The 12,556-nt window shown below is 63.6% G+C and carries 10 protein-coding genes; 5 read left to right on the forward strand and 5 right to left on the reverse strand.

Annotated elements, in window-relative coordinates:
- The first annotated feature begins 91 nt into the window (after positions 1-91).
- The 3 genes from E4K64_RS05100 to E4K64_RS05110 all read left to right on the forward strand — a co-directional run bounded on the left by E4K64_RS05100 (position 92) and on the right by E4K64_RS05110 (position 3,387).
- Complete coding sequence (locus tag E4K64_RS05100; protein WP_135162455.1) at positions 92-667, forward strand: HdeD family acid-resistance protein; 576 nt, start codon at positions 92-94, stop codon at positions 665-667.
- A 146-nt stretch (positions 668-813) separates the two neighbouring features.
- Positions 814-2,025, forward strand: coding sequence for an ABC transporter substrate-binding protein (locus E4K64_RS05105; RefSeq protein WP_135162456.1), 1,212 nt, complete (start codon positions 814-816; stop codon positions 2,023-2,025).
- A gap of 147 nt (positions 2,026-2,172) precedes the next feature.
- A complete protein-coding gene (locus tag E4K64_RS05110) occupies positions 2,173-3,387 on the forward strand; it encodes an acyl-CoA dehydrogenase family protein (RefSeq protein ID WP_135162457.1) in 1,215 nt (404 codons plus the stop codon).
- A 56-nt stretch (positions 3,388-3,443) separates the two neighbouring features.
- Here the strand turns inward: E4K64_RS05110 and E4K64_RS05115 are convergent, their stop codons facing one another.
- The 4 genes from E4K64_RS05115 to E4K64_RS05130 form a co-directional block, all read right to left on the reverse strand.
- On the reverse strand, positions 3,444-4,589 hold the full coding sequence (locus E4K64_RS05115) for an FAD-dependent oxidoreductase (RefSeq protein WP_167771807.1): 1,146 nt from the start codon (positions 4,587-4,589) through the stop codon (positions 3,444-3,446).
- 76 nt (positions 4,590-4,665) lie between these two features.
- Entirely contained in the window at positions 4,666-6,315 is a 1,650-nt protein-coding gene (locus E4K64_RS05120; RefSeq protein ID WP_135162459.1) for a M23 family metallopeptidase, read from the reverse strand.
- 22 nt (positions 6,316-6,337) lie between these two features.
- Complete coding sequence (locus E4K64_RS05125) at positions 6,338-7,045, reverse strand: gamma-glutamyl-gamma-aminobutyrate hydrolase family protein (RefSeq protein ID WP_135162460.1); 708 nt, start codon at positions 7,043-7,045, stop codon at positions 6,338-6,340.
- 9 nt (positions 7,046-7,054) lie between these two features.
- Positions 7,055-7,873 carry a hypothetical protein gene (locus E4K64_RS05130; protein WP_135162461.1) on the reverse strand — a complete coding sequence of 273 codons (819 nt, stop codon included), beginning with the start codon at positions 7,871-7,873 and terminating at the stop codon, positions 7,055-7,057.
- A gap of 229 nt (positions 7,874-8,102) precedes the next feature.
- Between E4K64_RS05130 and E4K64_RS05135 the strand changes: the two genes are divergently transcribed.
- The gene (locus E4K64_RS05135; protein ID WP_135162462.1) at positions 8,103-8,783 is read left to right on the forward strand and encodes an adenylate/guanylate cyclase domain-containing protein; all 681 of its coding nucleotides are present in this window, start codon (positions 8,103-8,105) and stop codon (positions 8,781-8,783) included.
- 333 nt (positions 8,784-9,116) lie between these two features.
- Here E4K64_RS05135 and E4K64_RS05140 read toward each other — a convergent pair whose 3' ends face one another.
- Positions 9,117-10,856, reverse strand: a complete 1,740-nt coding sequence (locus tag E4K64_RS05140; protein ID WP_135162463.1) for a methyl-accepting chemotaxis protein — start codon at positions 10,854-10,856, stop codon at positions 9,117-9,119.
- 222 nt (positions 10,857-11,078) lie between these two features.
- Here E4K64_RS05140 and E4K64_RS05145 point away from each other — a divergent pair, with 222 nt between their 5' ends.
- Complete coding sequence (locus E4K64_RS05145; RefSeq protein WP_135162464.1) at positions 11,079-12,461, forward strand: ethanolamine ammonia-lyase subunit EutB; 1,383 nt, start codon at positions 11,079-11,081, stop codon at positions 12,459-12,461.
- Positions 12,462-12,556: the final 95 nt, after the last annotated feature.

Raw genomic sequence — 12,556 nt, forward strand, 5'->3', positions numbered from 1 at the left:
GGCGGGTAAGGGCTGATCTGCTGGCTGTTGTCCCGGTGCGGTGCGTGCTATCCTGGCGTGTGCCCGCGGGCTTCGCATGCAGGAGTGGTCCATGACAAGTGCTTCAGATGCGCCTCACCCTTCCAGTCTCGGCTCGGGTATCTCGGCGCTCCATGCCAAATGGGGCTGGATCGTTGCCCTCGGCGTCGTTTACCTCATTGCCGGCTTCGTCGCGCTCGGCAGCATGATGATGGCAACGGTGGCGAGCGTGATCGTGGTCGGCGCGATGATGATCGTTGCCGGCGTGACCGAGGTGATCGGCGCATTCCAGATGAAGAGCTGGGGCAAGTTCCTGATCTGGGCCTTGCTCGGCGTGCTCTACATCGTTGCCGGATTCCTCACCTTCCAGAACCCGCTCTTTGCCGCCGTGCTGCTCACTCTCTTTCTCGGCGCTTCGCTGCTGGCCTCCGGCGCAGTCAGGCTGTTTCTCGCTTTCAGCATGAAGCGCGAGAGCCCGTGGGTCTGGGTGGCGCTGTCGGCCGTCGTCACGCTGCTGCTCGGGCTTTTGATCCTGGCACGCTGGCCGGTGAACAGCGTCTACATCCTCGGCCTGTTTCTCGGCATCGACCTGATCATGGCGGGTGCGGGCTGGGTCAGCCTTGGTCTCAGCTTGAAGCAGCGCCGCTAGCTCCTGCGCGCTGAGTGCCGGGCCAATCAGCAACTCGACGCAAGACCACCTTGCCGAACTCCGCTGAGCTGACGCGCTGACAAAAAAGCAGCGCGCCGCGCGTTCACGCCACGACGTCGCGCGGCGACAATCATCGGGGAGAAACCATGAAAGCCGCTCTGGTCCTGGCCGCAGCTTTGGCTGCCGCCTGCCTGTCGACCCCTGTCTCCGCGCAAAAATCCTACGGTCCCGGCGTCAGCGACACCGAGATCAAGATCGGCAACACCATGCCCTACAGCGGACCGGCCTCGCCGCTCAGCATCACGGGCCGGGTCATCGCGGCCTATTTCGACGAGGTCAACGACAAGGGCGGCGTGAACGGCCGCAAGCTCAATCTGATCTCGCTGGACGACGCGTTCTCGCCGCCCAAGACCATGGAGGCGGCGCGGCGCCTCGTCGAGGGCGACGGCGTTGCCTTCATCTTCGCCACCATGGGCACGGCGCCGAGCTCGGCGATCGCGAAATATCTCAACAGCAACAAGGTGCCGCAGCTGTTTTTGATCAGTTCGGCCTCGAAGTGGAACGATCCGGCCAACATGCCCTGGTCGATGGCGCTGCCCTGGGCGCCGAACTACACCAGCGAGGCCGCGATCGACGTCGCCTATGCCCGCGCCAAGAACCCGAATGCGCGCTTTGCGGTGCTCTATCAGAACGACGATGCCGGCAAGGAATATCTGCGCGGCGTCAAGGAGGCGCTCGGCGCGGACGCCGACAAGGCGATCGCGATGGCCTCGAGCTTCGAGGTCGCCGACCCAACCGTCGATTCCCAGGTGCTGACGCTGGCGAGCACCAAGGCCGACGTCTTCATGATCTATTCGGTGACGCCGCGCGCCTGCGCGCAGGCGATCCGGAAAGCGCACGAGGTCGGCTGGCAGCCGACGCGCTTCCTCGCCTCGGGCTGCGCCAACAAGGCCACCGTGATGGTGCCGGCGGGCGTCGAAGCCGGCAAGGGCGTGCTCTCGCTCGGCGCGCTCAAGCCCTTCGTCGAGCAGCCGAAGGACGATCCGGCGATGACGGCCTATATCGACTTCATGAAGAAGCGCCTGCCCAACGCCGACGTCAACAACGTCGCCGGCCTCTACGGCTACACCGTCGCCGAGGCCCTGGTGGTGCTGCTGAGGCAGTGCAAGGACAATCTGACGCGCGAGAACATCATGGCGCAGGCCGCGAACCTGAAGAGCGTGCCGCTGTCGCTCCTGATGCCCGGCATCACCCTCAACACCACGCCGCAGGATTTCCGCCCGATCAAGGACGGCTACATGCTGCAGTTCGACGGCAACGATTGGGTGGTGGCGAGCGAATTGCTGAAGGGGACGTGAGCGATATCTCTCCGCGAGTCAGAAATCGTAGGGTGGGCAAAGGCGCCTTGCCCACCACCTCTCTCGGTCGCAAACAATGCGTGGGCACGCTTCGCTTTGCCCACCCTACGACGCTGACGCGCGACGAGGCGAACAGGAGGACCCACCATGGACTTTCAACACTCTCCCCGTTCGCTGGAGCTTCAGGCGCGCGTCCGCCAGTTCATGCGGACGCATGTCGAGCCGGTCGAGGAGCTCTATTACGAGCAGGTGAAGCCGGACGCCGCGCGCTACAAGACGCCGCCCGTGCTGCAGGACCTGAAGAAGATGGCGCGCGAGCAGGGGCTCTGGAACCTGTTTCTCTCCGGCGAGCACGGACCGGGTCTGTCCAATCTCGAATACGCGCCCGTGAAGGAGATCATGGGGCGCATCCTCTGGGCGCCAGAGGTTTTCAACTGCTCGGCGCCCGACGTCGGCAACATGGAGGTGCTGGCGAATTACGGCACCGAGGCGCAGCAGGAGCGCTGGCTGAAGCCGCTGCTGGAGGGGCGCATCCGTTCCGGTTTCTCGATGACCGAGCCGCAGGTCGCCTCCAGCGACGCCACCAACATCCAGTGCGCCATCACGCGTGACGCCAGCGATTACGTCATCAACGGGCGGAAGTGGTTCACCTCGGGCGCGATGAACGAGGATTGCGAGATCCTGATCGTGATGGGCAAGACCGCGCCCGACGATCCCGACCGTCATCGCCAGCAATCCATGATCCTGGTGCCCAGGAACACGCCCGGCGTGCGCATTGTCCGCGACATGCTCACCTACGGCTATGACGACGCCCCGGTCGGCCACCCCGAGATCGTCTACGACAACGTCCGCGTGCCCGCCGAAAACATCCTGCTCGGCGAGGGACGCGGCTTCGAGATCGCGCAGGGGCGGCTCGGTCCCGGCCGTATCCACCATTGCATGCGGCTGATCGGATGCGCCCAGCGCGCGCTCGAACTGATGTGCCAGCGCGCGGTGTCGCGTGTCGCCTTTGGCAAGCCGCTCGCCGAGCAAGGCTCGGTGCGCGAGGACATCGCGCACTCCTTCTGCGAGATCGCGCAGGCCCGCCTGCTGACGCTGCAGGCCGCCGACAAGATGGACCGCGAGGGCAACAAGGCCGCGCGCGACCTGATCGCCGCGGCCAAGATCGTGGTGCCCAGCATGGCCGCCCAAGTGATCGACCGCGCCATCCAGATCCACGGCGCCGCCGGCGTCTCGCAGGACACCTTCCTCGCCCGCGCCTATGTCTACGCCCGCTTCATCCGCATCGGCGACGGCCCGGACCAGGTGCACCTGGCCGCGGTTGGGAAGGAGCTGATCAGGCGCGGCGGGGTGATGGGGTAGGATTGCCGCCGTCCGCCGTGCCTGGACCCGGATGCGTACGACAAGTCGTCCATCCGTCACTCGTCCTGGATCATGAAAGTCGGAGGAGCAATCGGCCCAACGCCATCGAATAGATCTTTCAGATGCTTGACCAGAGCCGCGCAGCGTTGCGGGTCGGGATCTCCATCCGAATAACTCGTTTCCTCGGTGCCGCCTACCACGACGCAGTCTGCACGCGGAAACACGTAACCGCTCCCACTGAAGAGATATTGGAGCCGGGGCTGCGCCGGCAACAACACCAGCTGCCCCTTGATCGGCGCCAGATCAGGGTCGCGCCAGATAGCGTCCGAGCCCGCCCCGGTGCAATTGATGATGATATCCTGTGCAAGGTCGCGAACCTGATCTTCATCGAAGAACTCCCTGTAGACGAATTGCACGCCATTTTTCTGCAGCTCCTGCTGGAGCTTGGTCAGGAATATCGGAGGCTCGACCAGCAGGGTTGAGTATTTCCACCCTGGTTGATTCATCGGTGTGAACGGCAGCCGGTTCAATTGAGTTCGAGGAACGAGATCGGGCGGGACATCCTGAAACGCGGGGAGCGGAACGAGAGAGTAGTTTTCTCGGGGGGAGACACCGTAGGCGTTGCCGCGCAGCCCATGCTCCTTGTGTGAGCGGCGCAGGATCCGGATGAACTTGTCCTTTTCGCCGGGCAGATACGCCACCTTCGAGGCAGCCCATTGGCCGCCGGCGACGTTCGATGTCGTCTGCGGGATGAAATCCTTGGCAAAAACGGTCACTTGCATTCTCAATTTTTCGGTCAACCACGTCGCTGCCGTCAGACCCATGACTCCGGCCCCGAGGACAGCAACCGGCTTTCCCGCCGGGTTTGGAAACTGCGCCGTCACGATGTCCGCGACCTCCTGCGCACACCCCCAGCTCATCGTGATGCCGGCACCGCCATGCCCGTAATTGTGAACGACGAACTTGCCGCCGCTCAGCACCTGCTTCTCCAACCGGTAGGTCTTGTTTCGATAAGGCCGCAGCGCCGTCTTGAGCGGCGTGAGCCCCGGGGCATAAGTGAAATCGGGGTTCGGCTCGACGGCCGCAACCGCATCTGCGGCCTGATAACCCCCGGTGGACTGGCTCCACGTTGCCCGCGATAGCGCCGGTGCTGCAAGCCCTACTCCGATCACACGCAAAAAGCTCCGACGTGCAAGCGTCATCGTACATTCTCCCTTGCCATAAAGGGGCGGCCGCCAAATCAAAGCCGCACGCCGTTCTTCCGGCGCCATCCTGCACTCAGGGAAGTTCCGTTCCCTGCATGCCGATCAGCGCCTCATACGCCCGAATAAGCGTCCAGTAGGGGGACGACGTGCAGCCGTAGCCTCCGCAGGTTTCCGTCTGCGCGCGGATCTCGAAGTGCAGATGTGCCGTCGTGCCGTTCGGGTCGGTGTGCATCCAATTCCCGACCTCGCCGATCTTCTTTCCGCGATCGCGGGGTACCAACTTGCCCTTCTTCAGGCCGGCGCGCCTGAGCGAGTCGGGGCTCATGTGCAGGTAAACGAAATACACGCCGGTATCGTCCTCGGCGATGAACTTCACAGTGTTGTTGGGCTTCCAAAGCGCGGAGCCCTTGGTCACAGCGACGACGTTGTACAGGTCGATCTTGCAACGCGTCCCGTCAAATTGGCACGCGCGGGGCCGGATGTCCTGGCCCTCGTGAGCCCTCTTTCTTGCCGGGCAGTCCTTGGGCTCCCGCGAATTGTCATTCCGTTCCTCGCAGTAATTGTCGCGCCAGGGATAGGCGTAGTTCTCCGCGTTGTCCTCGCGAGGCTCGAGGATCTTGCCCGGGTTCTGCTGGCATTTGTAGCGATTGTGTTCCACTGGGATCTTGCGACCAAGACAATCGCCGCCATGCATGAAGGTTTGTGAATTTGCGTAGGCCGCATCCAGCTCGATCGGGAAACGCAAATGACCCCCGCCCCACACAATTCTTGTCGTCACGCCTCCGAGACCGTCCTGGCCTGTTCCCCGCAGGAGATTGCCCGGCGCATGGTATGTGAAGCTCGGGCTTGTTGCCGCGGGGCGCGGCGATACGCTTCCTGCGGCATGAGGAATGGGAAGCGGCAGGCCACCGATAAGGCGGAGATCGCGAAGCATCGTCCGGAGAATCCCCTCGACCTCCGCACAGGGGTAATCCGCAACAAACGGCGGATCGGCGGCACAGGATATGTTTGCGAAGTAGAAAACGCCGTACTTTACGAAGGTGTAAGTCAGGCCATCGTCGCTGACGTTGCGTCGGAGCCGCGGATACATGTCCTGCAGTGTCGGGTCCTCGACAACATCGCCACGGCGCGCGTCCACGTCGCTTTTGTCCTCACTGCTGGCGTCATACAGCAGGCCGGTCCCGCCGAGATGAACCTGCACGAGATCTGCGTTCACCTTGTAGCCGCCTGGGAGCAGTGACGGTTTGACGGTGAGAATGACGTCATAGCCGGTGGTCTTGCCGAGGAACTGCATTTGGCTGGCTGCGGGGCTGAGAAAGGCGTTCGTGTCCTTTGGCGCCCCGCCTCGCAAGCGTGCGAAACTGGCCACATATCGAGAGGTGTCGAACGGTGCGAGTACCGGGATCGGCACCTTGGCAATGCCCGGACTGACGCCAGCCGTGATCGCATTGAGCAACACCAACGGCCGCAATGCCGCCTTGTCCGCAATGACACGGCCTTCGAGTCGTCGAACGATGCCTGGCGGAAGCTTTGCCGTAAGGCTCTTTGAGGGCGCCCCGAGGCTAGGCGCAATGGCCACAACGCCTTGAACCACCTCCGTCCAATCGATGTTCACGAGCTTGGCGGTCGGGACAATCTCGCTTTGCGCCATGGCGGGAACGCGAACGCCGAGGATGGCGAGCCCCAACCCTAGCGCCACCGTCCGGAAGTACATGCTCCGCATGGCAGTCTCCCCCTCATTGTTGTCAGTCGCCGTCGCCAGGTCCACATGCGTTCAAGAAGCCCCGAAACACCTGGTTGCCGGGGTGATCGGCGGCGGCGAACTGCTCCTGATGCCACTGAAGGCCGATCGCAAAGGGGTGCGCTGGAATCTCGATCGCTTCGACGACTCCGTCATCGGAGTGGGCGCTGGCGATCACGGACGAGGACAACTCGCCAACGGCCTCCCGATGCAACGTATTGACCAGCATTGCGGGAACTCCGGCCAACGCCGCAAGCTTCGTGTTGGGGATGAGCGTCACATTATGCAGCGAACCGCGCTTGTCGTGCTCGACGATGGAGGCGCCGGAAGCCCTGACGTCAGACCACAACCGGCAGCCATGAAGACCAGCAAGCAACTGCATGCCCGCGCAGATCCCGAGAATGGGCTTTTCACGGCGCAGAAATTCGCTGGTGATTTCACGCTCAATCGCCAATCGCTCCGAAGGCGGAGCCCTCGAGGGCTGGCTCTGGAGATACCAGTCGTCGGGGTAGGCGAACCGTCCCCCGACGCAAAGCAGGCCGTCGAACTCTTCGGCGACCGGCCGCACGATCTCAGGGAGGTAGGGAATGCCGAACGGCAGGCCGCCGGCATCGCGGATCGCCGTGAAGTAGTTCTTTGAGGCCTCGTAGCGGCTTGCATCGCCGCTGGTATTCTCGTCGAGGATCACCGCGATTCGTGGCGTGCGCGCCATGACGATTCCCTAAGCGACTGTTGCTCCGGCCTGCAGCTTGGACCACATCAAGGGCGTCATGATCGTCGCGTGTTCTTCGACACGCGCCATTTCGGCGGAGAGGGCTGCGTGCTCCTCCGATCCTTCCCGAATAGTCCTGCAGAGATTCCTTGGATGCGCAACCTTGATCTCGACCGGTCCATCGACAAAGACGCAGGAGACGGTCGGCTGCCAGTACCCCTTTGGATTGCCAAACGTCAGGACCGCGCCGCGCATCTTCACCTTGGATTTGCCGAGCCGTTCCGGCTGCAGCAGAGTCAGCCTCACCTGTCCTTCGAAATACGCAGGCATGCTGAGAACGTTGCGCTCCTGGTTCATGTGCACGTTTCCGGAATATTGAATCTCATCTCGCGCGCCTGAGTCAGAGACGTAGTAGTGCAGTTCATGGAATGCCAGGCAGTCGTGACTCTCGCTTGGCCGGATGTCGAGGACACTGCAAGTAATGTTGCGGGCGGTCAGAAAGGAACGCCGGTAGAGAAAAAATCGACCACACAGGTGCTCGTAGTCGCTCGCATGATATCCTCCGAAGAGCGACGATTGACTCGGAAGCGTCATTGCGAGCCCATAGCCTCGCGGATTCAAGCCCGCGTTGGCAAGGATATTGAGGAGAGTATGCCGCTTGAGCAGAAGCTTGTCACTGTCGGGCTGGATGCATTTTTTGAACGTGTTGAGCGAGACCTTGAGAATTTGATCGGCGTATTCGGCATCATTGAGTGAAAATGTCGCGCGGTGGGCCCGCAAGTCCGCACTGAAGCGGAGAAGGTGACGTCCGGAAAGACTAGTCGACATTGGGCGCTCCGACACCTGTCTAGCGCGGCCATTGTGACACAAAGCGCGAGCATTGTGACAGGAATTAATACAACCTGACAGAACTTGACAGCGTCGTGGCCGTCATTGGTCGGCCAGGTGCTGATGGCAATCGCGAGATGCTGTTTTCGCTCAGGGGTCGCGCGCTCAAGCTGTGCGGCACAAGCTGATCATCCGACCAGGCTTGAACCGGACTCAGAGAGGTTACGCCATGAGCGCCGCAAATCTGACAGGTATTCCTTCGCATACGGCTGTCTGGGACGCCGCTAGCATGTCCTCGGCATGGGACATCGTGCGGGTGGAGCACGCAGCCGTCCTGTTCGCCGACATCATCGGGTCGACCTGCATGTCAGAGGAGTGGTCGCCCGCGGAGACGATCAACTTCCTGCGTAGCTTCCAGCAGCGCATGGCGATGCAAGTGATCCAGCATCAGGGCCACGTCATCCAATATCAGGGCGACGCGATCGTCGCGACATTCGGAGACTCCTATGGTGCGCGCGGCGCGCCCGCCCGCGCACTCTCCTGTGCTTTCGGCATGTTAGAGACGATTGCGGCCTGGAGTGCCGACCGCAGCGCCCGCGGCGAATTGCCGTTGAGCATTGGCATTGGCGTGCATTATGGCGCGGTGGGCATGGGCCAGATCGGAGTGGAGCAACATCTGGAACATGCTATCGCCGGAGATACGGTCAACGTCGCGCGCAAGCTCGAAGCGCTGACACGGAAGCTTGGCGCATCGGTCGTCGTGAGCGACGATCTCCTTTGCGCGATGGGGCGGGAAGCTCATCCCGGGTTGGGGGTCGAGAAATTGAAGCCAAATGGTCGCTGCCGAATTGCCGGCCGAGCAACCTCAATTTCGACCTGGCTGCTACCGCGAGAGGCGCTCACGGCCTGATTTTCATTTGTCCACATTTCGTCCCATCGAGAATGAAGGAAAGCCCGTAAGCTAAATCTCATCTGGTGACGTCGACGATTGATAGGTGCAATAAACCGCCTTTCGGCCGTCCAATCAGGATGTCGAGGAACTGAAGTCAGCTCGTGCATCCTGCCGGTGTTTTGCCCGACGGGTCAAATCGATTTCGTAAAATCAGCAGATTGCGGCGGGAGTCGCCAAACCCTTGATAATGCTCACCCCGTCTACTGTGCATGGGGTTGTTTTCGCAACTTTCGTTTGGAGCAGGCCGCTCCCTTTGCAGAGGCGGACGCCGCCGATCATTCCGCGCCTTGATCATCCCGCCTTGGCAATCCGCCTGTCCGCCGATCCTCCGCGCAGGTTCTGGAAGAATGTCTCGACCTCGCGCGCCAGCGTGTCCGCCGTCGCCGTCAGGCTGCCCGCCGCCGTCAGCACCGAGGCTGCGGCGGTGTCGGTCTCGCCGATGGCGTCGCGCAGCGAGGTGATGTTGGCGACCAGCGTCGCGTTGCCCTGCGCGGCCGACTGCGCGTTGGACGAGATCTCGCGTGTGGCGGCGTCCTGCTGGCCGACGGCGCCGGCGATCGCCGAGGTGACCTCGTTGATCTCGCGCACCGCGCCGCCGATCTCGCGCACGGCGTCGACCGCGTTGCGGGTCGAGGCCTGGATCATCGCGACGTTCTCGCTGATCTCGGCGGTGGCCTTGGCGGTCTGGCCCGCGAGCGCCTTCACTTCATGGGCGACCACGGCAAAGCCGCGGCCGGCATCGCCGGCGCGCGCGGCCTCGATGGTGGCGTTGAGCGCCAGGAGATTGGTCTGCTCGGCGATGGCCTGGATCAGATTGAGCACGCCGTCGATGCGCTGCGTGGCCGCGGCAAGGCTCTCGATCTCGGAGATCGACTTCTCGGTGCGCTGGCCGGTCTGCTCGACCGCGCCGGCGCTCTGCCGCACCTGGCGGCCGATCTCCACCACCGAGGCGGACAGCTCCTCGGCTGCGCCCGCCACCGCCGTGACGTTGTGCGCGGCCTGCGCGGTGGCGTTCGCCGCCGTGCCGGCGCGGCTGTTCGCATCCGCGGTGACGCGGGTGATGGTCTGCGCGGTCTCGCGCATGACGGAGGCGTTGTCGCTGAGGCCGCGCATGATCGCGCCGATCGCCTCGCGAAATTGCTCGACGGATCGCTCGATGTGGCGGGCGCGCTCCTCGCGGGCGGCGGAATCCTGCGAGACCTGCGAGGCGAGGTTGCGGTTGCGGCACATGGCTTCCTGAAAGACCTGGATCGCGCGGGCGAGCGCGCCGATCTCGTCGGCGCGGTTAGAGTGCGGCACCACGACGTCCTCGGCCCCGTCGGCGACCTGCTTGATGGTCGCGGTGATCGCGGCGAGCGGCCTGGCGATCGAGCGGGCGATGATGACGATGCCGATCACGACCAGGGCCAGCGCCACGCCGCCGAGGCAGGTCAGCACGAAGGACAGTCCATGGTTGGCTTCGGTCTGCTGCGCGATCTGCCTGGCCCGCTCGGCATAGACCTTGGACAGCGCCTCGAGATCCTTGTTCAGCGCCGAGCGCACCGCGCGGTTGGCGTCGTTGTCGCCCCATTCGCGGCCCGCGGCCGCATTGATCTCGACGCCGCGGCGCACCAGCTCCTTGCGGAACTCGACGAATTGCTCGATGCGCTTCTTGAAGGTGGCGAACTGCTCGGCATCGTCGGCCTTGACGATGGTCTCCCAGCGCTTCACGACGTCCAGGATCTGCTCGTTGAACTTGAGCAGGCCCTCGCCGTATTTCTTCACGACCTTGGGCTCGGTCGACATGTAGACGCCGCGCGATTCCATCACGACCGCATAGACCAGCGAGTTGACCCGCTCGACGTTGAGCGCGGCGGCGTTCGCCGTCTCGATCGCGTTGGTCAGGTCGGCGCTGCGGCGGCTGTTGTAGTCGGACAGCATGGCGATTGCCGCCGTGAGCAGCGCGAACAGCGCGAAGATCGCATAGAGCTTGGTGGCAAGCGTGAAGCGGCCTGCCAGCTTGGCGGCATTCCCAGATCGGTCTGATGTCATGGTACTCAGGGGCCGGAATGGCCTGAAACGGCCGGTGAACGGGGGCGTGTAAAATTGATGCAAAACTATGCAGAACGAAGATGGATGCCGCGTTAATGCGTCGGTCGGCTCTGTTGGCCATTGGTCGAAGGAAAGCTATGATATTTCAGCGTCTTGATCCGAGGATATCGTGTCCGGACAGTCTTGGGCTCGGCCAGCGGCCGACGAACCCCGGAGAGGCCCTTGGTCTACCGCCACACCATCGACGCCACGACCCACACGTTCCCGGACCTGCGCGATCTGCTGGCCAAGGCGACCCCGCCGCGCTCCGGCGACCGGCTGGCCGGGATCGCCGCCGACACCGCCGAGCAGACAATCGCGGCCCGGATGGCGCTCGCCGACGTCCCGCTCGGCCAATTCCTGCAGGAAGCCGTCATCCCCTATGAGGCCGACGAGGTCACCCGCCTCGTCATCGACAGCCACGACGCGGCGGCCTTCGCGCCGGTGGCATCCCTGACGGTTGGGGCCTTCCGCGACTGGCTGCTGTCGGATGCCGCAACGCCCGAGGTCCTGCGCAGGCTGGCGGGCGGCATCACGCCGGAGATGGCGGCCGCGGTGTCGAAGCTGATGCGCAACCAGGATCTGATCCTGGCGGCGCGGAAATGCGAGGTCACCACCGCCTTCCGCAACACCATCGGCCTGAAGGGGCGGATGAGCACGCGGTTGCAGCCCAACCATCCGTTCGACGATGCCAGGGGCATCACCGCCTCGATCCTTGACGGCATCCTGCTCGGGGCGGGCGATGCCTGCATCGGCATCAATCCCGCCAGCGACGATCCGGCCGTGATCGCGCAATTGCTGCGCCTGCTCGACGAGATCATCGCGCGGCTGACGATTCCGACGCAGGCCTGCGTGCTGACCCATGTCACGACGACGTTGTCGCTGATCGGGCAGGGCGTGCCGGTCGATCTCGTCTTCCAGTCGGTCGCCGGCACCGAGGCCGCCAACCGCAGCTTCGGCATCGACCTTGCGCTTTTGCGGGAGGCGCAGCAGGCCGGGCTGTCGCTGCGGCGCGGCACCGTCGGGCAGAACGTGATGTATTTCGAGACCGGCCAGGGCTCGGCGCTGTCGGCGGGCGCCCATCATGGCGTCGACCAGCAGACCTGCGAGGCGCGCGCCTATGCGGTCGCCCGCGCCTTTGCCCCGCTCTTGGTGAACAGCGTGGTCGGCTTCATCGGCCCGGAATATCTCTATGACGGCAAGGAAATCATCCGCGCCGGGCTGGAGGATCATTTCTGCGGCAAGCTGCTCGGCCTGCCGCTCGGGATCGATATCTGCTACACCAACCATGCCGAGGCGGACCAGGACGACATGGACAACCTGCTGACGCTGCTCGCCGCCGCCGGCGTCACCTTCATCATGGGCGTCCCCGGCGCCGACGACGTCATGCTGAACTACCAGTCGACGTCTTTTCACGACGCGCTCTATGTCCGTGACGTCTTCGGCTTGCGCCGCGCCCCGGAATTCGACGATTGGCTGGCGCGGTCGGGCATCGCGGGCGCCGATTTCCGGATTGCCGGCGATGCGGGCCTGCTGCCCGATTTTGCCTCGCGGCTGATCGCCTGAGCGAGGGTAGGCTCTTCTCAGGAAACCATTTGGCGTCCGCGGGATTATGCTTCCGCCACAATATTGAGAAATTCCGGCGGCAGCATTACGCTATG

This window comes from Bradyrhizobium frederickii (assembly GCF_004570865.1).
Taxonomy (GTDB): domain Bacteria; phylum Pseudomonadota; class Alphaproteobacteria; order Rhizobiales; family Xanthobacteraceae; genus Bradyrhizobium; species Bradyrhizobium frederickii.

Coding starts and splice junctions, on each gene's coding strand:
- E4K64_RS05100 (WP_135162455.1), top strand. CDS start 92: ATGACAAGTGCTTCAGATGCGCCTCACCCTTCCAGTCTCGGCTCGGGT.
- E4K64_RS05105 (WP_135162456.1), top strand. CDS start 814: ATGAAAGCCGCTCTGGTCCTGGCCGCAGCTTTGGCTGCCGCCTGCCTG.
- E4K64_RS05110 (WP_135162457.1), top strand. CDS start 2,173: ATGGACTTTCAACACTCTCCCCGTTCGCTGGAGCTTCAGGCGCGCGTC.
- E4K64_RS05115 (WP_167771807.1), bottom strand. CDS start 4,589: ATGACGCTTGCACGTCGGAGCTTTTTGCGTGTGATCGGAGTAGGGCTT.
- E4K64_RS05120 (WP_135162459.1), bottom strand. CDS start 6,315: ATGCGGAGCATGTACTTCCGGACGGTGGCGCTAGGGTTGGGGCTCGCC.
- E4K64_RS05125 (WP_135162460.1), bottom strand. CDS start 7,045: ATGGCGCGCACGCCACGAATCGCGGTGATCCTCGACGAGAATACCAGC.
- E4K64_RS05130 (WP_135162461.1), bottom strand. CDS start 7,873: ATGTCGACTAGTCTTTCCGGACGTCACCTTCTCCGCTTCAGTGCGGAC.
- E4K64_RS05135 (WP_135162462.1), top strand. CDS start 8,103: ATGAGCGCCGCAAATCTGACAGGTATTCCTTCGCATACGGCTGTCTGG.
- E4K64_RS05140 (WP_135162463.1), bottom strand. CDS start 10,856: ATGACATCAGACCGATCTGGGAATGCCGCCAAGCTGGCAGGCCGCTTC.